This is a genomic window from Deltaproteobacteria bacterium, from assembly GCA_019309045.1.
In the GTDB taxonomy this organism is placed as follows: Bacteria; Desulfobacterota; Syntrophobacteria; order BM002; family BM002; genus JAFDGZ01.
The window spans coordinates 30303-52930 of sequence record JAFDGZ010000012.1; the positions used below are offsets into that span (position 1 = coordinate 30303).

Here is a 22628-nt window from a genome sequence, read left to right on the forward strand (position 1 = left end):
TTTCCTGACGAGGGCTGCCGCCCATGGAAGCCCTCACTTTATTCTGCCACCAGCAGCCCGGCCAGCTTTTGTCGCCCTTGCGCCAGCGGCCGCAGCCATCCCAGTCAAGGAGCACTCTGCCTCAGAATTCTTTCCCGCAACAGCCTTACAGTGGCAGCGATGTCTTTTGCCCGGGTAATGGCGCTGATCATTGCCACCCGCCGAGCTCCCCTGCGCAGCACCTCATCCAGATTGGCCTCATTTATGCCGCCCATAACCGTAAAAGGCACATCCAGTCGAGAACCGATTGTTTCAATAGCATCAGGCCCCAGGAAAGATTTCAGCCCTTTCTTGGTGCCGGTGGGGAATATGGGGCCGATATTGACATAGTCGGCGCCCTCCTGTTGAGCTTGCAGTGCCTGTTCCAGGGAATGGCTGGAAGCACCGATGAGCAGCTCAGGTGCCAGCTTTCTGGCAACTGCCACCGGAAGATCATCCTGGCCAAGATGAACACCATCGGCTTCCACGGCCAGAGCTATGTCAAGATGGTCATTGATTATGAACAGAACACCTTCACTGGCGGTCCGTCTTCTGAAGTGAATCGCCATCTCATACAGGGCGCGCCTGGAGTACTCCTTCTCTCTAAGCTGGACAATGCGAGCGCCACCTTTGAGTATCTCCTCCAGCACCTCCATGTTGGATCTGCCGCCAGAGAGATGTTCGCAGGTTACCGGATAGATATCCACCCTGGCAAACATTTGCCGTCTGATTTCTCTGTTCATGTCCTGTGTCTATTCCTCTGTCAGTTTCAGCCTCTTTCCCCCCAGTAGAACACTGCCAGCAGCGCCACAGCAGCGAGCATAACGCCGTATTCCCACAGGCAGAGATGGAGTTCCCTCCAGGAGCTGCGCTCCTTCCTGCTGAAGCCGCGGGATTCCATGGCCAGAGCCAGCTCGTCAGCCAGAACGAATGTCTGCACCAGAAGCGGCATGAGCAGGGCAGCAAGATTTCTGGCATTTCTCAACCGCAGCTTGAGATCGATGCCCCTGGACCGCTGTGCCTCCATAATATTTTTCATTTTCCTCTTGATGAGGGGCACATAGCGCATGGCGGTAGTCAGAATAAAAGTGATCTCGAAAGGCAAGCGCAGCTTGCCGAGTGCCTGTCCCATCTCATCGGTGCTAATGGAGCTAAAGAGGATAAAGGACACATTCAACAGATTGACGAGCCTCACAGTGAGCAGAACAGCCGGCTGCAGACCAAAGGCAACAAGGCCGATGGCAAATACCAGCCCTGCTACAGGGGCCATCATTTTGAGAGAAGCAAGCCACTTCCTGCCAGAGCCGAGAGCAGCCACAACAGCCAGTATTGCGCCAAGTTCCAGGAAGAGAGTCGTTGGTCTCGTGGCAATGAACACCGCCACAATACCCAGCAGCCCCAGGGCAAGCCTGGTCCTGGGATCGAGCAGCTCGGCCCTTTCTTTTCTCAGCAGATTATGCCGTTGGTGCCCCTCAACAGGACGCTCAACCCCTGTGTCATTGGCTGCAGCCTTGCCAACAGCACTCTTTTCCTGACATTCCAGCGCCCCTGCCCGGACGAGTCCCTCATCGGCACACAGTTCTTCCGGGGGACCATCAGCCACCAACCTACCATCGTGGAGAACAAGCCAGCGCGAAGCCACTGCTCTGGCAAAATCGAGATCGTGAGTCACCACTACCACGCTCATGCCGTTTTTTTCAGAAGCTCTAAGCTTGTGGGCGAGAGTCTCGCGAAAACGACCATCCTGCCCTGCTGTGGGCTCATCGAGCACTAGAACTCTTGGAGCCAGCGCTAGGATGGAAGCGATGGCCACCCGCTTCTTTTCTCCTTCGCTCAGTTTGTAAGGCGAACGGTCAAGCAGTGCTTCCAATTCGAGAATATGGCAGATTGAAGAAAAAAGCTCCCTGTCTTCCCTGGCCAGCATTTCAGGGCCCACCATGATCTCATCTCTAACTCGATACTTGAAAAACTGGTCGTTGGCATTCTGAAAGCAAAGTCCCACAAGAGCTGCCATCTCTTCAGCAGATTTCTCAGCCACTCTTTCTCCGAGAAATCTGACTTCCCCACCGGCAGGAGTGAGAAGTCCGTTCAAGTGTTTGATCAATGTTGTCTTGCCGGAGCCATTGCGGCCCACAATGGCAATTGTCTCTCCTGCCCTCAGATCAAAAGATATATCCTCTAGAATCATTCTGTTGTCAAAACGGCAGCAAAGATCGCGCACCTCCAGTATGGTGTCGCTGCTGGCAACCCCTTTTTTCTCCTCGGGATACCGGGGCAACAGGTGCAGATCACGCAATACTTCCCGGGCAAACTCCGGCCGCTCCACCAGGAGCACTTCTCCCCCTTCCATGATAAGGCAGCGATCAACATCATCCAGAAAAGGACCAACTGTCTGTTCAATGACAATTACGGTAGTCCCCTGCTGGCGAATTGACCGCAAGGCCGCTCTGACCCGCGTCATAGAGAGCCAGTCCAGGTCTCCATAGGGTTCGTCCACCACAATCACTGCTGGCTCGAGACACAACACCGAAGCAATTGCCACCAGTCGCTTTTCTCCACCTGAAAGCTGCGCGGTATCGCGCTCTAGCAAGGATGTTATTCCCAGGGTCTGGCAAACTTTCTCTATGCGCTGCTCAATTTCAGCCCCGGAACACCCCAGACTTTCCAGACCAAAGGCAAGTTCGTTTTGCACTGTGCTGTTAAAAAGCTGTGCTTCACAGTTCTGCAGCACCAGCCCCACCCGGGGAAAAAGCTCAGCTACGCTTTTCTCAGTGGTGCTGCAGCCCTCTATCTGCACCGAGCCCTGTAAAGTGCCTCCAAAAAAGTGCGGAATAAGACCATTGCAGAGATATGCCAGGCTGGATTTACCGGAACCACTGGCCCCGCAGACCAGCAGGTATTCGCCTGGAGAAACCGTCAGCTCGAGCCCTTTGAGAACCCATTCAGAGTCTGGATAGCTGTACCATACGCCTGTGAATTCGATCACGGTTCCCAGACCTTTCCTTTGCGCAGCAAATGCAGAGCAACGATCCCTATGATGGTGCCGCCGATGGTACTGATACTGAAGGCAATCATCAGGCTCGCCGCAGCCATGGTCCTGCCCATGAACACCGGAGCAATTATCCAAACGCTGGCCAGCGAGCCCAGCAAACCAGTGCCCACAATCTCTCCCAGACCAGCTAGATAGATGTTTTTCGACCATCGGTAGGCCAGTCCTGCCAGCAAAGCGCCGATCATGCCGCCCGGGAAAGCAAGGATGGTCCCCAGCCCTAGAATATTTCGAATAACAGCAGCAATACCGGCGATGCACACGGCATACCAGGGGCCGAGCAGCACAGCACTCAAGACATTCACCATATGCTGCGCCGGGAAGCATTTGGAGATGCCAACCGGAATGAAAAATGGTGACAGTGCCACAGCAATCGCCACCAGCACTACTGCTCGGGCCACATCTTTCGACTTCACGACACCTCTCCCCTCGCTCTACACCGTTGGCAGCATTCTGCTGCCTCCGGGCAAGCCAATTCCAATCGTTTGCCGAGCCGCCACTGTAAGGCAGCCCTTTACAGCCACACCTATCCAGGCTATTTTTTCCTCCAACAACGCTCGCCAGGGAGGAACCTCATGCCCTTGTTCGGTGCTCACATGTCCATTGCGGGCGGCCTTCATCTCGCCTTTCAGCGAATCCAGGAAGTACAGGGCGATACTCTGCAGATCTTCACCAGAAACCAGAGGCAGTGGCGCAGCCCGCCTCTCTCAACTGAGGAAATCCAAAAATTCCAGCAGTACCGGCGGCAGATGCACCCTATGCCGGTGGCAGCTCACGACTCCTATCTCACCAACCTTGCTGCTCCACCAGGAGAACTGCTCGACAAGTCCATGCTCTCCTTCGCAGGAGAACTGCAGCGCCTGGAAGCTCTCCAGATTCCATTTCTCATTACTCACCCTGGCTCTCATCTAGGGCAGGGCAGAGAAGCCGGTCTCAAACGATATGTCCGCAACCTCGACCAGGCCATCTCTGCCGCCGCTGTGAGCCAGGTGACCATACTTATTGAAACAACAGCAGGCCAGGGCACCAACCTCGGGTCAAGCTTCGAAGAGATAGCTTACATCCTGGAGAACAGCCGCTACAGCCACATGCTCGGCGTCTGCCTGGACACCTGTCATATCTTTGCTGCCGGCTATGATTTTCGCAGCCGCAAGGCCTACGAGGCAACCTTCTCCGCTTTTGACAAAATTGTGGGCTTGCAGCAGCTCAAATTTATCCACCTCAACGACTCCAGGCGCCCCCTGGGCTCCCGGGTGGACAGGCATCAGCATATCGGTGCTGGCCACATCGGCCTGGCTGGCTTCCAGCTGCTCGTCAACGACCCCCGCTTTCAGACACATCCCATGGTGCTGGAAACACCAAAGGGGCAGACCCTGCTCGAGGACCGCAAGAATCTCGACACCCTTCGCTCGCTCCATGCTGACAGCCCGGCCACCTTCCAGCAAAAAAGGCTGCTCGCCAGCAGAGCAGCCTCAGGTAACGCATCCATGTAGTGCCGATTCCTCCGCCGGTATTGTCCGGATCAGGTTCCAGGGGTTTGATCTCAGCCCTTGTGGGCACCCCCTCGGCTGCAGTAGTAATTATGCTCTGCAATTAGCCGGATGTCAAACTTTCAGAATTATAAGATTTCACTTTTTTCGAAACAGAGTTAGTATAAATTGTCCTTGCTGGGACATCTTATTGGCAAGTCCGTCTCTCGCCACAGAGCTCTGGACGGAGCAGCCATTCCACATAGTAATCAGGGTCCTACAACACTGTTGAACCAGACTGTGGCGCCGGGAGGATCTTCATCAGCATGGACTCTCTTTCTATTCAGCAAAAGGTGCAGCGGGCGAGACTCCTCTGCCAGGTATGGTCGAAAAGACTCTTGCAGGAAAACTCCATAAGAACTTTGCTGGAGACACTGCAGCAGAACCTGCATGCCAGCCGGCAGACCATGCGGCAGGTGGGATTGGTGGAAATCTGCAAGAGATGTGAAGAACTGGAAGGAGGTAGCTGTTGCGGCAAGGGCATCGAGAACAGATACAATGAAATTCTCCTGCTGATAAATCTTCTTCTCGGCTGCCAGCTGTCAGACGAACAGCACCGTGCTGACAGCTGCTTCTTTCTCGGCCCCAGGGGCTGCACCCTATTGGCTCGCCATGTGCTCTGCGTCAACTATCTCTGTCAAGCGGCACGTCAGGAGCTTTCAGCGCAGGCCCTGCACAGTCTCCAGCACTCTGCTGGAGTGGAACTGGAGACCACTTTTTTGCTCCATGAGAAGATCAAAGAATACATCAGGAGGAGCCAGCTGGCTCAGACTATCGCCACGATCACAGATTTCTACAATGCCCGCAAGTATGGCTATGAAGGCTTTGAAGGCTATCGCAAATCCACTGACCTGACAAAACTCACAAGCTGTGTCAGGGCACTGCAGTCGCAGGGGTTGCTGGAGGCGCAGCGCACTGTCTTCCTTGACCTGGGATGCGCCGATGGCAGGGTTAACATTCTCCTGAGTTATTTCGTCAAATATTCTCTGGGGATCGAAATTGACGGGGAGATCCTGGCCGAAGCAGATGGTCGCCTGGCCAAGCTGCAAGCCCGCCTCGAGGATGCCTTTCTTTTGCCTGTGCCGGGGAATGTTACCCTACTCTCGGGCGACTCCCTGCAAAGTGAGCCGTATGTCGAGTTCAAGAAGAAGCTTGGAGTGCACTTCTCAGACGTTGACGTCTTTTACACCTACATTACTCTCCACGATCTTTTTGCTGCAAAGATCGCCAGAGAAGCAAAAGCTGGCGCTCTGTATCTGGTATACGGCTTCAACAAGGTTCTGCCGCAGTATGAAGGCCTGCAGCTGATCGATCCAGATCTGGCCGGCCAGGGCATCGTGGCCCTTTACCGCAAGAGGCTCTCCTAGGTCGGCAGTATTATGAAAAGTCTGCTGGTGGGGAATTCAGGCCATCAATCAATCTTATCAAGAATAATGGCATTATCCCTTCTCGATATGGCAAAGGTATCTCCCTCTTTGAAGCCAAGCTCATCCAGCAGCAGCGATCTGGTCAGGGTAATGGTGCCGCTGGCGCCAATTGCTCTGCGGCAAGAGGTTGTGATAACGTTTGCCTGTCTGCGGCGACCCCTTGGCTCTACGGTTGGAATTTCTTGCAGCAGACTCAGTCCCTTGCTGTAGAGATCAAGAAGCTGACTCCTCATCTTGATGCCATATTTCTTCTGTACCCGATCAAACGAGGCGCCGTTGAGAATTTCCTGAGCGATATCCTTGGGATCTGGAGGCTCCCCTCGCGAACGCATTTCAACCTGCATGTCTATTCCTCCCTCCTGAGAGCAGTGTGATCCTAGTTGTTTATGTCCCGGTCAATCGGTGCAGAAAACTCCTGGAAAGACTTTTTAAATCAAGGACTTCTCCTGTTGAGATCCAGCCCTGCCAGCCATCCCTGAACTGCACAAGAGTTGCCTGTCATTCCCAGATAACAAGCACAGCCCCTGGCCGCCTTGCTGCCTGGTCAACACAGCCGGCCCAGAAAGGGTACTGCTCAACCCCTTGCCATTTTTTGCCGTTTCGATTATTGTTCGCTTCGACTGAAATAAAGACAGGCTGACTTCTATGGTATTTTTCTATCGATTACGCGCTCTGGCTCTTGTGGTCTTTATTTTTCTCTGTATCTCCTGCGGCAGGGAGCCTTCGAATGAGAAGCAGAGATCTACATCTCTGACCGAAGGGGCGGCAATGGCAACCCCTGGCCGAGTACAGGTGAAATGGCTGGACTTCGACGACGGCCTCGCCAAAGCTCAGAGCAACAACAAACCTCTGTTCATTCATTTTTACACTGAATGGTGCCTCTACTGCAAGAAGTTTAACCACGATACTTTGCAAAACCGTAAGGTGGCAAGAATGCTGGCGGAAAATTTCGTCTCTGTGCGCCTGGAGGCAGACAGCAACAGCCACCGTCTTCGCTACCAGGGAAAGACTTTCTCCAATGCCGATTTCAGCCGCTACTTCGGGGTAACAGCCTTTCCCACCCAGGTGTTCCTCGACGCCAGTGGCCAACCGATCACCATGATCCCCGGGTACATGCCTGCTTCTCAGTTTCTCACCGTTCTCAGCTACATTCAGAAAAAATGCTATCTGACCAAGATATCATTCCACGAGTTTGCCAGGAGCGGCACGTGCAATTGAGACGCCCGAACCGATATGCCCCTTCAGCACCGGCAGCCCATATGACCTCCAGTGCTTCCCAGGCCAGAGCCCCTTCGGAGCTCCTTTTCTCAATACATCAACTTTCCCACTTTGTCTACACCCTGCACCACAGCAGCCCCAGGCTGAATGTTCTTAGAGATGACAACCAGGCCTAGCATAGGTCTCGCCCTCGGCAGCGGTTCGGCCCGTGGCTGGGCCCACATCGGCGTGCTGCGAGGTCTGCAAAGGGAGAACATCGCCGTGCACATCATAAGTGGAACCTCGATAGGAGCTGTGGTGGGCGCCGCTTTTGCAGCTGGAGCACTGGATTCGCTGGAGTCCTGGGCCAGAAAGTTGGACTGGTCGGATATCTTGAAGTTTGTGGATATTACTATTCCCAGGTCCGGCCTCATTGAAGGTGAAAAGATGGCCGCTTTCTTTACAGAACAAATCGGCTACCGGGCCATAGAAGAACTGCCCCTTCCCTTCGGGGCAGTTTCCACAGACCTGCTGTCAGGCGAAGAAGTCTGGCTGACGCAGGGCCCACTCTTTGAGGCTCTGCGGGCGAGCATCGCAATGCCGGGCATATTTACCCCCACTTTGCTGAAAGGTCGTTGGCTGGTGGATGGCGGCCTGGTAAACCCCATCCCCGTGAGTCTTTGTCGGGCCATGGGGGCGCAGGTGGTAATCGCCGTGAATCTCAACACTGGCCTGGTCAGCCGCAGCCAGGTGCAGAAAGAGCGTCGAGCCAGAAAACGTAAAACCAGGCAGGGCGCGCCCAGATTGGGCCATCTCATCTCCTCTTCACTCAACCATGGTTTGCGCCGGGGGAAATCACTTTTCTTTGAACGCCTTGGCAGTGATTCTGCCGAACGCGGACCCTCCCTTTTCCATGTTCTGGTCACCTCTCTTCACATCATGCAGGATTGCATCACCAACCACCGCCTGACCATTGACCCCCCTGATATCCTCATTTCGCCTCCTCTAGCCCACGTGGGCCTGCTCGAATTTCATCGGGCCCAGGAAGTTATCGCTGCCGGAGAGGCAGCCCTGGAGCAGGTGCTGCCCCGCATACGAAAGCTGCTGGGCTGAAACGCTGCCGAGAGATTTCCTCGATTGCACCCTGGCTTCAAGAATGTTGTAGGGCTCCTCAGAGATGGACACTTGACGTCCAGCAAAAACCCTACTATATTTCCCTGGATATTTATCTTTTTCTTCTTCGCAGGATAGACATGATTGCTGCCGTACCAAAAGAAACATACCCTGGAGAACGACGAGTAGCCCTCATCCCTCAATCCATCTCTGCCCTGAAAAAAGCCGGTCTGGAGGTGGCAGTGGAAGCCGGTGCGGGCGAACAGGCCGGCCATGCTGACTCTGCCTACCAATCCCAGGGCGCCCGCATAGTGCCAGAGCGCCGGACATTGCTTTCGGAGGCGGACGTGGTACTGATGGTCCGGGGGCCCGGCGCCCACCGCGACTTTCCGGAGACAGATCTCGACTGCCTCCGCAAGGGCACTATCCTCATTGCCTTCCTCGAGCCCCTTGCCGAGCCGGAAATGATGCAAATCCTGGCGGAGCGTGGACTCACTGTCTTCTCAATGGAGCTCATGCCTCGCACTACCCGGGCCCAGAGCATGGACGCCCTGAGCTCCATGGCCACCATTGCGGGCTACAAAGCAGTGCTCCTGGCTGCAAACGTGCTGCCCAAAATTTTTCCCATGTTCATGACTGCCGCAGGCACCATTACCCCTTCCCGGGTCTTCGTCCTTGGTGCCGGTGTCGCCGGCCTGCAGGCCATTGCTGCAGCCCGCCGCCTGGGCGCTGTAGTAGAAGGCTACGACATCCGGCCGGAAGTCAGAGAACAGGTGGAAAGCCTCGGCGCCAAATTCGTCCAGCTGGACCTGGAGACCGAGGCTGCTGAAGGCACTGGGGGCTATGCAGCGGCCCAATCCGAAGAATTTTATCGCCGCCAGCAGGAACTCATGGCCCAGCGCATTCAGGCAGCCGACGTGGTGATTACCACTGCAGCGGTACCTGGCAAGAAGGCGCCTGTCCTCATCAGCCGCCAGGTGGTAGAGGGCATGCAGCCCGGCTCTGTCATCGTTGATCTGGCTGCGGAGAAGGGCGGCAACTGCGAGGTCACCGAGCCTGGAAAAACAGTGATCTACAAGAGAATAACCGTGCTGGGCCCCTTGAACCTGCCGGCAGAGATACCTGTCCATGCCAGTCAGATGTATGCCAAGAACATCTCTACTTTTCTCCTGCATTTATTGAAAGAAGGTAAAGTTGACATCGACCCTGAGGATGAGATCACGGCAGGCACCCTGGTGACGCACGAGGGCAAGATCGTTCACCAAGCCGTAATCACAGCTCTGGGCAAAGGAGATTGAGCTCATGGATATGTTCATCACCTCTGTGACGGTCTTCCTGCTTGCCATTTTTGTTGGTTTCGAGGTGATCACCAAGGTTCCTCCCACACTGCACACTCCCCTCATGTCCGGCTCCAACGCCATCTCAGGCATTACGGTGGTGGGAGCCATCGTGGCTGCTGGCTCTAAAGAACCTCTGGTTGCCGCGGTTCTCGGCGTGGTGGCTGTAATATTCGCCACCATCAATGTGGTGGGCGGTTTTCTGGTGACGAATCGCATGTTGTTGATGTTCAAGAGGAAGAAGAACTGAACATGGGAACACAGCTGATCAATATTGTCTATCTCATCGCTTCTATCTGTTTCATCCTCGGCCTCAAAGGACTGACCTCACCGCGCACTGCCCCGCAAGGGAATCTGCTCGGGGCCTCGGGCATGCTACTGGCGGTGCTGGCCACTCTGCTCGACCAGCACATCCTCACCTATCAACTCATTATCGTTGGTCTGGTTGTCGGCGGAGCAATCGGCGCCTATCTCGCTCTCACCGTACAAATGACTGCCATGCCCCAGATGGTGGCAGCCTTCAACGGCTTCGGCGGCGGTGCCTCCGCCCTGGTCGCGGCCACAGCTCTTATTGCCCCGGGAGATTTGACCAGTGTGCCACCCATACAACTCTATGTTGCCAGCACGGCCAGCGGCCTCATTGGAGCAGCCACTTTTACCGGCAGCATGGTGGCCTGGGCCAAATTACAGGGAACCCTTCTTTGGCAGCCGAAGAGTGATGTACTTCAAAAAATCATCAATGGAGGGCTTTTTTCTCTCTGCCTACTTCTTGCTGCCTTTGTGGTAGTCAATCCTACCGGGCTCTGGGCCTACTGGCTTCTGGTTGCAGCAGCAGCTGTACTGGGTGTCATGCTCACCGTACCCATAGGTGGCGCAGACATGCCTGTGGTTATTGCTCTGCTCAACTCATATTCTGGCCTGGCTGCCGCTGCCACCGGCTTTGTGCTCGGCAACAACGTGCTCATTATCAGCGGTTCCCTGGTGGGAGCCTCCGGCATTATCCTCACCAACATCATGTGCAAGGCCATGAATCGCTCTCTGGTGCATGTCCTCTTTGGAACTCTTGGACCCACCGCGGAAACTGCCACAGCCGATGAAGTGTACGGCGGCAAAGTCAAGAGCGCCAGCCCTGAAGAAGCCGCCATGATTTTCGATACTGCCAGACTGGTGATCATAGTGCCCGGCTACGGCATGGCTGTAGCCCAGGCGCAGCATGCAGTGCGCGATCTGGCCAATCTCCTGGAACAGCGCGGCGCAGAGGTGCGTTATGCCATTCATCCAGTAGCCGGCCGCATGCCTGGGCACATGAACGTGCTGTTGGCAGAAGCGGATGTGCCTTATGAACAGCTCTATGCCCTGGAACAGATCAATGACAGTTTCCCGGAAGCTGACGTTGCTCTGGTAATCGGCGCCAACGATGTGGTCAACCCCACGGCTCGCGAGGACAGCAGCAGCCCCATTTACGGCATGCCCATACTCGATGTGGACAAAGCGCGCACCGTGATGATCATCAAAAGGAGCCTTAGTCCAGGGTTTGCTGGCATCCCCAACCCGCTGTTTGCGGCGCCCAATGCTCTCATGCTTTTCGGAGACGGCAAAGACATGGTCCGTGAGCTCATAGCAGCCTTGAAAGAGCAGTGAATCACCCGGCTCTCCATGATTGCCCTCTGCCGGCTGCATGACGGCCACAGTGAGCCTCAGGGCCTAAGGGTGGGCGGCACATCCTCAGTACCTCGATTCGCAAATACAGTGAGGTATTTTGCGATGATTTACCTCGAAGCAATTGCCCAGGCAGAACCGAGCCCTGAGTATAGAACTTCTTGATTCAACTTATGAATCGCAGGACTTGGCATAGCCACGAGCACAGAAAGAGAAGAAAATGAAACCGTTTCAAGGGGTAGATTATTATCGCCGCGACGACCTGTTCACTGAAGAAGAGCGGACTGTGCGCAACACTGTCCGCCGCTGGGTAGACCAGTACTACATGCCAAGAGTTCAGGACTATTTTGCGGAAGGCATCTTCGATGTGGAACTGATACCCCAGCTCGCCGAACTGGGCTTGCTCGGCATCAAGCTCCAGGGCTACGGTTGTCACGGCATGAACAATGTGACCTATGGGGTGGTGTGCCAGGAAATCGAACGCGGCGACAGCGGCCTGCGCTCGTTCGTCTCAGTGCAAAATTCCCTGGTGATGTATCCAATTCATACCTTTGGTACAGAAGAGCAGAAAAATCGTTGGCTGCCTGCCATGGCTCGCGGCGAGAAAGTGGGCTGCTTCGGCCTCACCGAGCACGATATCGGCTCGAACCCGGCCGGACTGCGCACCAGAGCTGTAAAAAGAGGAGGCGATTATGTCATCCACGGCAACAAACTGTGGATAACCAACGGCGAGCTGGCAGACGTTGCCATAATCTGGGCCAAATTGGATGGCACCATCCGCGGCTTTCTCGTTGAGAAAGGCACCCCCGGCTTTGAAGCATATCCCATCCCTCACAAATATTCGCACCGGGCATCTGTCACTTCAGGACTCGTGCTCGATGAGGTCCGAGTGCCTGCTGACAGCCTGCTGCCGGGCACTGCTGGACTCAAATCGGCCCTCATGTGTCTGAATGAAGCCCGCTACGGCATTGCCTGGGGTGCTGTGGGGGCAGCCATGGCCTGCTATGAAATTGCCCTCGACTACGCCAACAGCCGCCTGCAGTTCGAAGTGCCCATCTCCTCCTTTCAACTCGTGCAGCGCAAGCTGGTCAAGATGCTTTCTGAGATCACCAAGGCGCAGCTCTTGAGTCTGCAGCTCGGCCGGCTAAAGGATGAAGGCAAAGCCCGGCACACCCAGATTTCCCTGGCCAAGATGAACAACGTGGCCGAAGCATTAAAGATAGCTCGCACTGCCCGCGATATTCTGGGCGCCAACGGGGTCGCCCTGGACTACCACGTGATTCGCCACATGCTGAACCTGGAAGCAGTCTACACTTACGAGGGAACTCACGATATCCACACCCTCATTGTGGGACGCGACATCACTGGCCAGGACGCCTTTTCGGCCAGGCAGCCATAAGGAGCCCGCTGCTAGCTCGACTCGATGGGTATAATTACTATGTTGACCCTCCGGTTGAGGGCCGCCACCGATGACACTGGCATGGACTCGCCAAAACCCACGGCATGGATTCTTGCTGGATTCACCCCCCGCTGCACCAGGGCATTCTTTACAGCCTGGGCCCGCTTTTCCGAAAGCTGTTGATTGTATGCCTCCGAGCCGCTGGCGTCAGTGTGTCCTTCAACCCTGACAGCAGTCTCTGGAAAGTCGTTGAGCACCTTGGCCACTCGATCCAGCTCCGCGTAGGCCCCAGGTTTGATCACGGCTGAATCAAAGTCGAACAGCACATCACCTCTGAAGGTGGCTGTCAGGACATCCCGGGTGCGCGATACGGTCATGGCCTCTGACTGGGCTGCCATCTGTCTCAATTCCTCTTCCTGCCGATCCATATAGGAGGCAATTTCGTGCCCGGCTATGCCGCCTACCACAGCACCAATGGCTGCACCCCAGAGGGTAGAGGCAGTGTTGCGGCCAATGGCCTGGCCAAGGGCTGCTCCTGCTGCCGCACCAACCGCGACTCCAGTAGCCGTACCTTTCTCCTTCCTGGTCTGCAAGGTGGAGCAAGACGCCGCCATTAGCAAAATGATTACCAGCCCTGTAGCCACTACAGCGTTTTTCTTCATTGTTTCCCCCTCGGCAGAATGATCATCCTCTGATATCAAGTCTGTCTTGCCTGCAAGATCCTTACATTAATGTCATCCAGAACTACTTTCAACCCATAAGGTAAAAACCATATCAGATGAATGACTTCAGTTCTAATAACCGCGAAATTTTCTTCTAATTCTTTCCTGCTCCTGAGGAGACAGCTCATCCCAGTGCCGCAGTTTCTGCCGTATCCTCTGACGCTCCTCAGGAGAAAGTGCCTGCCACTGTTGGTACCTTTTCCTGAGCAGGTCCCGCTCCTCAGGGGGCAGTTTCTTCCATCTCTCCATTCTTCTCTTCAGCATCTGCCGCTCTCGAGGAGACATTCTTTTCCACTTTTCATACCGCTGCTCCAGTCTTGCCTTCTCCTCGGGAGAAATACCATTATAATCACCACCCACCCTGTGATCATATCCACCACCCGGAGAAGGGTTTCTCCCCTTCCCTCTGGCAACAAAGAACCTTTGGTGGTATTTTCCCCTCTGTTCAGCTGCCTGCCAGCCAATCATCTTCTCCCCTGCGCCTGTGGCCACGGCCAGCTCTCTCTGAACAGATCCGGCCCAGGCGGGTTCTGCCGCCAGAACTGCCGCGGCCACAATGAAACCCCAGATGCGAAACCGGCGCCTGAGACAGTATGACAGCAAGGGCAAGCAAAATTTCATAACCGCATTTCTCCCCTCATGCCGGCAGGCTTTCATGAAACTCCAGATTCTCATTCGAGAGCCAATCTGAACTAGAGTGCCACATTTCTCCGGTCCACCACCCTGACAATGCCTTCTATATCTTCAATATTTTCCAAAAGATCCAGGTTTTCAATGACTTCAAGATCCTCAGCAGCGACTGTTTTGCCGGCCAGCAGCTCACCTTTGCTGCCGCCGTGAAATATCTGCTCGATGCCTGCCTGATTAATCAGGGCTGCCGTCAGCACCACCACACCGAGGGCAATCAGGGCATGAACAGGCCGCAGAGGAATACCCCAGAACCGTAGAGTGTTTGGCCTTTTCTCTGCGGGGCTACCCAGAACTTCTCTAACAATGAATTGTTTGAGTCTGGCAGCCTGCTGTCTCGAGAGCTCAGGCGCCCCCCCTGTCTCCTTCACCTTGACAAGCATATGCTTTAGCCGCTGCCGCTCACTGCGGCAACTGCTGCACTTCAGCAAGTGATCCTGCCATTGTTGTTGCTCCTCAGCAGGCAACTCATCGTAGACATCCAGCAAAAGCGTCTTTCTGAACTCGGCACAACCTTCCATTTGTTCACCTCGCCTCTGGCTGCGCCCACTCTTTCAGAGCTGTGCGAAGAACCTGTGTTGCTCTGAAGAGGTGACTCTTTACGGTGCCCTCAGCATTTTGCATGATCTCGGCAATTTCTCTGATCCGCAGTCCATGGAATACCTTCAGTTGGAAAACCAGCCTTTGTTTTTCGGGCAGTTGCAGAAGCGCTTCTTCTATATCCTGGCTCAGCTGTTTACTCCTCAACACGGTTTGAGGATTGGCGCAGGTGCGCTCGTCCGGTTGTTCCTCGATCCTTTTGTCTGTGCGGCGTCCCTTATCTGCTGTCGGTCTGCTGCGGGAGAAAATTCTCCTCCACCTGCGATGGCGTCGCCTCTGATCAATGCAGGTATGAATGAGGATACGGTAAAACCAGGTGTAAAATACCGCGTCTCCACGGAAGCTGTCCAAACTGCGAAAGGCACGCAAAAAAGCTTCCTGGGTGGCATCTTCAGCGTCGTCCCTTCCGCCGAGGTAGTGGTAGGCAATAGCATAGGCCTTCTGCTGATGGCGCTCCACAAGTTCTTCAGCGGCTCGTCTGTCTCCCTGACGAATGTTAATTATCAATTCTTCGTCCGTGAGCACCTCTGCCACAGCCCTGTCAGCTTCATTCTGTCCAGCTCCGAAACAAAGTTGTTGCTTGAGGTTAACGCTCACGAACCTGTCCAATCGCTGTTTCTGTTGCCAAGACCGGATCCCTTGCAGAATTGGCAAGCTTGTTTCAGCCCATCGTCAGCATTATTACAAGTCGATCTCCAGGTATCATCCCGCCCGCCGGCGCCTCAGAACGGCAAAATATATGGCCCGGCCATCTCAGGGAAAGTAACTATTCTCCTAGCAAGAGCCGGGCCGTTCAGATTCGGGCAAATTTACCTAGTAACCACCCGCCGACCAGGCCACCAGCCGGTCTGGCTGCGCCATGACCCCGCTGAAAAAGAAGCCGTACCCGTACCATGGATAGCAGTAACCCCGGTAATGGTAATGTACCCGGCATACACTACAATATGTCGGTCTATACCGACGATAGTGCTGGGGGTGATAACGAGTTCTGTAAGGCGCTCTATAGCCATAGTACGCTCTGCCGTTGTTTTTCATACGATAGATATGCCGACTGGCTCGATTCTGCGCCCATTCCAGGTAACACCTCTCAGGTCTGCTCAGGTAGCCATCTGCCCAGGCGCGTCTCTTGGTCGCCTGGATATGGTGCTGTTCTCTTTCCAACCTCAAAAACTCTCTGTCAGTGATCGTTCCATTTCTGACGCCGTGGACTATCCTCCTCTGCTGTCTCAGCTGGCGCTGCGCCATCCTGCCGCCTGCCCACGAGAAAGTCGCCAAAAGGAGCGTCAGAACTGCTGCCACGGCAATAACCATTAGAATTCGTGCTTTCATTTGACGTCCTCCTTTGTCTGGAGTTTTGTCAAAGTTAGACGTCTCAGTGGCAAAATGGTTTACCTGGCATGCCAATCAGCCATGTTTGGCGCGCCCTTTCCTGCCCCATGAAATATGCCCCTCAGCCTGGCATCTTTGCAGCCCGTGCCACAATCTCCATTGCCCTCGCCAGCTTGGCCCCTTTGAATGTGCGGTTTATTGCATCTTCCAACATCTCCAGGCTAATCACCTTTCGCTGTCTGGCCAGAAAACTGAGTGCAGCAAGTGCTGCTTCCTTCCTGCGGATGCCTGCGGATTTGAAGTCCAGTTGCTGCACCTCTGCAGCAGTGGCTGGTATGTCCACTCCCTTTGCCAGCAGAACCTGACCTTCCGAGTCGAGACGTGCAAAGAACGGTCTGCCTCTGGCGACCCCCTCAGGTGACAGAGCCACCACAATATCCGGCTGTTCAACCCCGGTGAAGTCAATAGGCTCGGGAGAGAGGATGAGTTCGCTGACCGAGGGCCCCCGCATGACTGTCACGTTGTAGTCATTTTTTTGAGTCACATGCATGCCGCTGGAAATGGCAGCCCGGGCCAGCAGCAGACCGGCGGAAATCACCCGGCCGCCGGCACTGCCGAGCAAAACTATTTCCCTTCTCGCCTGCAGCAGAGGCGCAAAATCACTCTGGTATTCCGGCCATGGTTCTCTGCGCCTCTTCGCCCGCATTTGCTGCTGATACCTGCCACCGTATTCAGGGCGCTGGTTGGCCGCAACCGCACCAGTAAAAGGCGGCAGCTCGTCCATGAGAGTCTGCATCTGCCTGGGTGACATCCTGTTCCACCTGAGATAGCGGCCCGGGCACAGCCCCCAGACATCCACCACGGCAAAACCTTCAAAGGAAATGGCCTCTGCCAGAATGGCAGCAAGATCTTTGTGGTACACTGAACAGCGTCTCACGTAGGGTGCGCCCGCAGCTGCAGCAACGCTGCAGATGTCCATTGGCTTTTCCAGGGTGTTCAGGAGTCCAGAGGCCACAGCAGCCTCTGCTGGCGTGGTACAGGAAAACTGGCCGCCCGTCATGCCAAAATTGAAATTGTTGAGCACCAGCAAGGTCACATTCAGATTGCGGCGGCAGGCCGCCAGCAGGTGGGCCCCGCCAATGCCCATGCCGCCGTCTCCCATGGTTGCCACCACGGTGAGGTCGGGACGGGCCAGCTTGAGGCCAGCCGCATAGGTAAGGGCCCGGCCGTGCAGGCCGTGCAGGGCATGAGTAGCAAAAAAGGTGTCAAAGAGCCCGCAGCAGCCTATGTCGCTCACAATGGCCACTTCACTGCCGCTGAGGCCCAGATGCTGCAAGGCGCGGTCCAGGCTGTGCAGGCTTCTGTCGTGCGAACAGCCAGGGCAGAAAACCGGCGGCCTATGGGGATTGAGCAGACTCGCCATCAAGCACCTCTCTGACGATTTCCTCGGGGCTGATGAGCTTGCCCGACATCTTGCCCAGAAAGTCCACCCGCTGCTTCCCAAGAACTCGCCTCACTTCGAGGACATACTGGCCCAGGTTCATTTCCACCACCAGCACACGCTGCACTCCAGCAGCAGCACAACGAAGCACCTCGGCCGGCACAGGCCAGAGGGTCTTGACGGTCAGGTGCGACACCGGCACGCCCTGGTGCCGGAGGCGAATTCTAGCAGCGCCAGCTGCTCTGGAAGTTACCCCATAGGTTATGAGCAGGGTGCGAGCTTCCGCCTCCTGGTGGAGTTCGTAGAAGCAGAAGGAGTCTTGCTGCGCTTCGATCTTCCTCTGCAGCCTTTCGACCGCTCGCTGAATCTCCTCTGGATCAGTGGTAATATAGCCGTCAGCACCGTGGCTTGAAGAAGTCTGCCGCACTGGAATCGAGGCCCCAATCGGCAGAAAGTCGGGCACATCCTGGCCAGGCCTGCTGGCGAAAGGTAAGAACGTCCCCGAACTGTGCAGCCGCCGCTCTACCACTGGCAGCTCTTCCAGGGCATCTCTGTCCAGGGTCTCACGGGTCATGCCCACTTCTTTATTGGAGGCAATGAACACAGGGCAGCGAAATTTCTCGGCCAGGTTGAAGGCGTGTACAGTCAGGTGATAGCAGTCTCTCACATCAGCAGGAGCCAGGACGATCACGGGCAGCCCACCGCTGCATCCCCACCTGAGAAACTGCACGTCGCCGTCTGCCCCCTTGGTAGCGGAACCGGTGGAGGGCCCCTGACGCATGACATCCACAATTACAATGGGAATTTCTCCGGCAATGGCAAAAGAGATGTTCTCGCTGTAGAGGCTGATGCCGGGCCCGGATGTGGCGGTCATAACCTTCAGGCCCGCCATGGAAGCGCCCAGGCAGTAGCCGATGGAGGCTATTTCGTCTTCTCCCTGAATCACAATGCCGCCTGCAGGCGGCAAGAGCTCCAGCATAGCCGCAAGAAGCGTGCTCGCCGGTGTGATGGGATAGGATGCGAAGAAGCGGCAGCCTGCATAGAGGGCTGCCATTGCCACCGCCTGATTGCCGTCTACAAAAAGCACTGCCATGGCTGCGCACCTCTGCTGCAATCCTGGATCTTCCTGTACCAGACCATAATCTCCCGCCCAGCTCAGACAGCTGTCAGCTTTCCACGTCGAATTCTATGCCCTGCGCCAGGGGCAGCTCCCTGGACCAGTTGATGGTGACCGTCTGGCGGCGCATATAGGCTTTCCAGGCATCAGAGCCAGCTTCACGCCCGCCGCCCGTGTCTTTCTCACCTCCAAAAGCACCGCCGATCTCCGCACCTGAAGTACCAATGTTCACATTGGCAATGCCGCAGTCGCTGCCCTCACAGCTCAAGAACAATTCGCTCTCGCCCAGCTCACTGGTAAATATGGCTGAACTGAGGCCCTGGGGCACATCGTTCTGATAATGAATCGCCTCTTGCAGGTCATCATATGGAATGACATAGAGGATTGGCGCGAAGGTCTCCTGCTTGACAATGTCAAAGTCATTGCTGGCCTCACATATGCACGGCCGCACATAGGTGCCCGCATCATAAAGGCCGCCGCTCAGCACCTCGCCGCCGTAGAGTATCCTGCCGCCCTCGTCCTGCAGCTTCTCCAGGGCTTCTTGCATGCGAGCCACGGCCTGGCCGTCAATCAGGGGGCCCATGAGGACGCCGTCTTCCAGGGGATTGCCGACTACCACCTGGCGGTAGGCACCGATGAGGCTCTCTGTAAAAGAGGCAAAGATCTCCCGGTGGACAATCGCCCGCCTGATGGTGGTGCACCTCTGGCCAGCAGTACCCACCGCCCCGAAAAGTATGGCCCGCACCGCAAGCTGCAGATCAGCGCTGGGCGTGACTATTACCGCGTTGTTGCCCCCCAGCTCCAGCAAAGTTCTACCCAGTCTGGAGCTCACTTTCCTGGCCACCTCCCGGCCCATGGCAACGCTGCCAGTGGCTGAAACGAGCGGCAGTCCCCTGTCCTGCACCAGGGCTTCTCCCACCTGATGGCGGCCGCCGATTATAACGTTGAGCACTCCTTCGGGCACCCTGTTTTCCGCGAGCACCGGTGCAATGATCTTCATGAGGGCCAGGGCTGTGAGGCATGCCTTGCTGGACGGCTTCCACACCACCGGATCTCCAGCCACCAGGGCAATCATCGCATTCCAGGACCACACAGCCACCGGAAAGTTGAAGGCAGTGATAACCCCTATGGGGCCGAGGGGCAGCCACTGTTCATACATCCGGTGTCTCGGCCGTTCACTGTGCATGCTGAGGCCGTAGAGCATGCGGGACTGGCCCACAGCAAAATCACAGATATCAATCATTTCCTGCACTTCGCCCTCTGCCTCCACGCGGATCTTGCCAACTTCCAGGCTCACCAGCGCCCCCAGTTCTCTCTTGTGAGCTCTGACAGCGTTGCCAATCTGGCGCACTATTTCTCCTCTCCTGGGAGCGGGTACCGTCCGCCATTGCAAGAACGCCTCTCTGGCTGTTGCCGCCAGTCGAGCATAATCCTCTGCTGTGGCCTGCTGCACCGCGGCTATCAACTGATTGTCTATGGGTGAGCGGCAGGCCACTTCCTCGCCACCGCACTTCAGCCAGCTGCTGCCCGTGCAAGCACCAGCCATTGTCTCAGTCAATCCCAGGGCTGCGGCAATGTCATGCATATCTATCTCCTTGCTAAGCTATACTACAAACCTCCATGAAAGGTGAAAGACAACAGACAGCCATGCCTCTTCCGCAGGAAAAATCGCTACCCGAAAAGCTCCTTCAAGGATTCCTCGAGGATGGAGAGACAGACCGAGATTTCTTCCTCACTCACAGTGAGTGCCGGGCACAAGCGAATACTGTTCTCGCCGCAGCCGAGCAGGAGCAATCCTTTTCGAAAGGCATTGTCGATCACCTGGTTGCGCCACTCTCCTGCCCGCTCTTTGCTGTGCCGGTCCTTGACCAGCTCTATGCCGATCATCAAGCCTTTGCCCCGCACATCACCGATGCACTCAAATGATTTCTGCAGCTCCTGCAGGCCTGCCCTGAAGCGGCGCCCCTGTTCAGCAGCGTTGTCCATGAGTTCCTTTTCCAGGAGATCTATGGTGGCCAGAGCAGCTTCGCAGGAAAGGGGATTGCCGCCAAAGGTGGAGGCGTGCGAGCCAGCCTCCCAATCCATGATTTCGGCCCGGGCTATCATGGCCCCCAGTGGCAGGCCGGAGGCGATGCCCTTGGCCACGGTCATAATGTCGGGTGACACCCTGAAATGTTCCATGGCAAACATCTTGCCGGTTCGCCCCATGCCGGACTGCACCTCGTCGGCAATATAGAGTATGTCATACTTGCGAGCTATCTTGAAAAGTTCCTGGTGAAACTCTACCGGAGGCACAATGTAGCCTCCTTCGCCCTGGATGGGCTCCACAAAAATGGCAGCCACCTCTTCCGGGGGTATAGTTGTGCGAAAGAGGGTCTCCTCGATCCACTGGACGCAGGCAATGGCGCAGCCGGGGTAGCTGAGGTGATACGGGCACCGATAGCAGTAAGCATACGGAATGTGAGTAATGCCGGGCACCAGGGGGTTGTAGTGCTTTTTCTGAATGGCCTTGCTGGCAGTCAGAGACAGGGCGCCCATTGTCCTGCCATGAAAGGCGCCGAAAAAAGCCAGGTTCAGTTCGCGGCGGGTGTGCCAGCGGGCCAGTTTGAAGGCAGCCTCCACTGCTTCGGCTCCCGAGTTGCCGAAATATACCTTGCTGCCGCTGCTGCCCGCTGCCAGGCTGGCAAGCTTGCGCGCCAGCAGGATTTGCGGCGTGTAGTAAAAGTCGGTTCCCGACATGTGGAGAAGACGCTCACTCTGCTTCTTGATTGCCCTGACCACAACGGGATGGCAGTGGCCGGTGGCACAAACTGCTATGCCGGCAGTAAAATCAAGAAACTCATTGCCGTCCGGATCTTTGACCCACAGGCCCCGGGCAGACTGCACCACCAGGGGATAGATTCTGGTGTAGGAGGGTGAGACGAACTGGTTGTCTACTTCAATTAGCCTTTTGGCCTTTGGCCCTGGCAGGGACGTCTTTATTCGCGGGTATTTCATAGCTCTAGCGCATCAGCTGACGGCCAGTTGCCTCTGCTGCAGTATGCAAGTCAACGCCTGCAGAATGTTGCCTCAGTAGTTGAGCCATAAACCGGCTCTATTTTGCCTGCGCGCAAACCCTCATTACAGATGTAGCAGCAACAAGGCGATCCAGGAGTTCACCTGGCAGACAACTTGTTGTTCTGGCTTATAGAAAGAGAAAATCCCACAGATGGGACCGATTGTGCCTTCTTGCACCCTGGAATTCACTGTTTGCTGCTGGAGGGGCGCTGCGGTTCAGCCGCAGCACTCTCTCCTCACAGTTAGAACCTTATTTTTTCAGGTGGTCTTCGTTCGGGAACATAGGTGTGGGGGATCTTCCCCTCGTTCCACTCCCTGGACACGTAGAGGTTGCAGTAGCAGCTGCCGTACTCCTTCACATCGGGCTCGCGGTAGACGCAGGGACAGATTATATCCTTGTCCCATTCCCGATCGCCATTCGCCAATCTGCAGGGACAGGCCATGTAGCCATAGCGCTGCTTGTTCTGTAGGAGCCCCTCCAGGAGCTCCATGGTGCGTTCCCTGTCCGCATTGAAATAGTAGCCTTTCGGCTCCTGTACCTTCCGCAATACCTCGTAGAGCTTCTCAGCATCCATCATGCCAGTCCCAAAGCCTCCCTGATCTCCTGCTCCCGGTAGCCCACAATGACTTTGTCGCCGATAATCACCGTAGGAAACGAGCAATTAGGGTTGAACTTTTTCACATCTTCTAGAATTGCACGCCGTTCCTTCCCTTTGAGAAGATCGACGTCAGTAACCTCGTACTGAATCGTGCACTCGTCCAGCAGTTTTTTGGTGGCTTTGCAGTGACTGCAGGTGCTGAGAGAATAAAGCTTCACTGCGTTGTCATTCGGTTCTGCCATTGACCTTCCTCCCGTAAAGAATCTCCACGGACCAACGAATATCTACCCGGAATTGTGACATATGCTTTCTGCAAAAGCAACAACCATGAAGGCGGACATATATTTC

At 55.6% G+C, this 22628-nt stretch carries 23 protein-coding genes and 1 riboswitch; of the genes, 8 read left to right on the forward strand and 15 right to left on the reverse strand.

Going from position 1 to position 22628, the window contains the following annotated elements; genetic code table 11:
* Positions 1 to 104: 104 nt before the first annotated feature.
* From thiE to thiW, 3 genes are read right to left on the reverse strand one after another with little or no spacing between them, the layout of a single operon-like run.
* Complete coding sequence (gene thiE, locus JRI89_04370; protein MBW2070470.1) at positions 105 to 761, reverse strand: thiamine phosphate synthase; 657 nt, start codon at positions 759 to 761, stop codon at positions 105 to 107.
* A 26-nt stretch (positions 762 to 787) separates the two neighbouring features.
* Positions 788 to 3004 (reverse strand): ATP-binding cassette domain-containing protein, encoded by a 2217-nt coding sequence (locus tag JRI89_04375; protein MBW2070471.1) that lies wholly within the window; start codon positions 3002 to 3004, stop codon positions 788 to 790.
* Positions 3001 to 3483, reverse strand: coding sequence for an energy coupling factor transporter S component ThiW (gene thiW, locus JRI89_04380; protein ID MBW2070472.1), 483 nt, complete (start codon positions 3481 to 3483; stop codon positions 3001 to 3003). The genes JRI89_04375 and thiW overlap by 4 nt, the downstream gene beginning before the upstream one ends.
* Positions 3484 to 3642: 159 nt before the next feature.
* Between thiW and JRI89_04385 the strand changes: the two genes are divergently transcribed.
* Positions 3643 to 4560 (forward strand): deoxyribonuclease IV, encoded by a 918-nt coding sequence (locus JRI89_04385; GenBank protein ID MBW2070473.1) that lies wholly within the window; start codon positions 3643 to 3645, stop codon positions 4558 to 4560.
* A riboswitch (TPP riboswitch) is annotated at positions 4550 to 4641 on the reverse strand. Its footprint overlaps the gene before it by 11 nt.
* A gap of 221 nt (positions 4642 to 4862) precedes the next feature.
* Positions 4863 to 5963: a hypothetical protein gene (locus JRI89_04390; GenBank protein ID MBW2070474.1), complete on the forward strand. Its 1101-nt coding sequence runs from the start codon at positions 4863 to 4865 to the stop codon at positions 5961 to 5963.
* Between the two features lie 44 nt (positions 5964 to 6007).
* Here JRI89_04390 and JRI89_04395 read toward each other — a convergent pair whose 3' ends face one another.
* Positions 6008 to 6367, reverse strand: a complete 360-nt coding sequence (locus tag JRI89_04395) for a hypothetical protein (GenBank protein MBW2070475.1) — start codon at positions 6365 to 6367, stop codon at positions 6008 to 6010.
* A gap of 301 nt (positions 6368 to 6668) precedes the next feature.
* Between JRI89_04395 and JRI89_04400 the strand changes: the two genes are divergently transcribed.
* The 6 genes from JRI89_04400 (at position 6669) to JRI89_04425 (ending at position 12728) form a co-directional block, all read left to right on the forward strand.
* The gene (locus tag JRI89_04400; GenBank protein ID MBW2070476.1) at positions 6669 to 7241 is read left to right on the forward strand and encodes a thioredoxin family protein; all 573 of its coding nucleotides are present in this window, start codon (positions 6669 to 6671) and stop codon (positions 7239 to 7241) included.
* A 147-nt stretch (positions 7242 to 7388) separates the two neighbouring features.
* Positions 7389 to 8333 carry a patatin-like phospholipase family protein gene (locus JRI89_04405; protein ID MBW2070477.1) on the forward strand — a complete coding sequence of 315 codons (945 nt, stop codon included), beginning with the start codon at positions 7389 to 7391 and terminating at the stop codon, positions 8331 to 8333.
* 140 nt (positions 8334 to 8473) lie between these two features.
* On the forward strand, positions 8474 to 9631 hold the full coding sequence (locus tag JRI89_04410; protein MBW2070478.1) for a Re/Si-specific NAD(P)(+) transhydrogenase subunit alpha: 1158 nt from the start codon (positions 8474 to 8476) through the stop codon (positions 9629 to 9631).
* Between the two features lie 4 nt (positions 9632 to 9635).
* On the forward strand, positions 9636 to 9920 hold the full coding sequence (locus JRI89_04415; GenBank protein ID MBW2070479.1) for an NAD(P) transhydrogenase subunit alpha: 285 nt from the start codon (positions 9636 to 9638) through the stop codon (positions 9918 to 9920).
* Between the two features lie 2 nt (positions 9921 to 9922).
* Positions 9923 to 11311 carry an NAD(P)(+) transhydrogenase (Re/Si-specific) subunit beta gene (locus JRI89_04420; GenBank protein ID MBW2070480.1) on the forward strand — a complete coding sequence of 463 codons (1389 nt, stop codon included), beginning with the start codon at positions 9923 to 9925 and terminating at the stop codon, positions 11309 to 11311.
* Between the two features lie 238 nt (positions 11312 to 11549).
* Positions 11550 to 12728 (forward strand): acyl-CoA dehydrogenase family protein, encoded by a 1179-nt coding sequence (locus JRI89_04425; GenBank protein MBW2070481.1) that lies wholly within the window; start codon positions 11550 to 11552, stop codon positions 12726 to 12728.
* An 11-nt stretch (positions 12729 to 12739) separates the two neighbouring features.
* Here the strand turns inward: JRI89_04425 and JRI89_04430 are convergent, their stop codons facing one another.
* The 11 genes from JRI89_04430 to JRI89_04480 form a co-directional block, all read right to left on the reverse strand.
* Positions 12740 to 13390: an OmpA family protein gene (locus JRI89_04430; GenBank protein ID MBW2070482.1), complete on the reverse strand. Its 651-nt coding sequence runs from the start codon at positions 13388 to 13390 to the stop codon at positions 12740 to 12742.
* A 132-nt stretch (positions 13391 to 13522) separates the two neighbouring features.
* Positions 13523 to 14071, reverse strand: a complete 549-nt coding sequence (locus JRI89_04435; GenBank protein MBW2070483.1) for a DUF3106 domain-containing protein — start codon at positions 14069 to 14071, stop codon at positions 13523 to 13525.
* 71 nt (positions 14072 to 14142) lie between these two features.
* A complete protein-coding gene (locus JRI89_04440; protein ID MBW2070484.1) occupies positions 14143 to 14658 on the reverse strand; it encodes a hypothetical protein in 516 nt (171 codons plus the stop codon).
* A 4-nt stretch (positions 14659 to 14662) separates the two neighbouring features.
* Positions 14663 to 15334, reverse strand: a complete 672-nt coding sequence (locus JRI89_04445) for a sigma-70 family RNA polymerase sigma factor (GenBank protein MBW2070485.1) — start codon at positions 15332 to 15334, stop codon at positions 14663 to 14665.
* Between the two features lie 216 nt (positions 15335 to 15550).
* Complete coding sequence (locus JRI89_04450) at positions 15551 to 16066, reverse strand: hypothetical protein (GenBank protein ID MBW2070486.1); 516 nt, start codon at positions 16064 to 16066, stop codon at positions 15551 to 15553.
* A gap of 121 nt (positions 16067 to 16187) precedes the next feature.
* The gene (locus tag JRI89_04455; GenBank protein MBW2070487.1) at positions 16188 to 17489 is read right to left on the reverse strand and encodes a 2-oxoacid:acceptor oxidoreductase family protein; all 1302 of its coding nucleotides are present in this window, start codon (positions 17487 to 17489) and stop codon (positions 16188 to 16190) included.
* The gene (locus JRI89_04460; protein ID MBW2070488.1) at positions 17464 to 18600 is read right to left on the reverse strand and encodes a pyruvate flavodoxin/ferredoxin oxidoreductase; all 1137 of its coding nucleotides are present in this window, start codon (positions 18598 to 18600) and stop codon (positions 17464 to 17466) included. Before JRI89_04460 ends, JRI89_04455 begins: the two co-directional genes overlap by 26 nt.
* A gap of 73 nt (positions 18601 to 18673) precedes the next feature.
* Positions 18674 to 20209, reverse strand: a complete 1536-nt coding sequence (locus JRI89_04465; protein ID MBW2070489.1) for an aldehyde dehydrogenase family protein — start codon at positions 20207 to 20209, stop codon at positions 18674 to 18676.
* A gap of 86 nt (positions 20210 to 20295) precedes the next feature.
* Entirely contained in the window at positions 20296 to 21621 is a 1326-nt protein-coding gene (locus tag JRI89_04470) for an acetyl ornithine aminotransferase family protein (protein MBW2070490.1), read from the reverse strand.
* A 302-nt stretch (positions 21622 to 21923) separates the two neighbouring features.
* A complete protein-coding gene (locus JRI89_04475; protein MBW2070491.1) occupies positions 21924 to 22259 on the reverse strand; it encodes a ferredoxin:thioredoxin reductase in 336 nt (111 codons plus the stop codon).
* Positions 22256 to 22522 carry a glutaredoxin family protein gene (locus JRI89_04480; protein MBW2070492.1) on the reverse strand — a complete coding sequence of 89 codons (267 nt, stop codon included), beginning with the start codon at positions 22520 to 22522 and terminating at the stop codon, positions 22256 to 22258. The genes JRI89_04475 and JRI89_04480 overlap by 4 nt, the downstream gene beginning before the upstream one ends.
* Between the last annotated feature and the right edge of the window lie 106 nt (positions 22523 to 22628).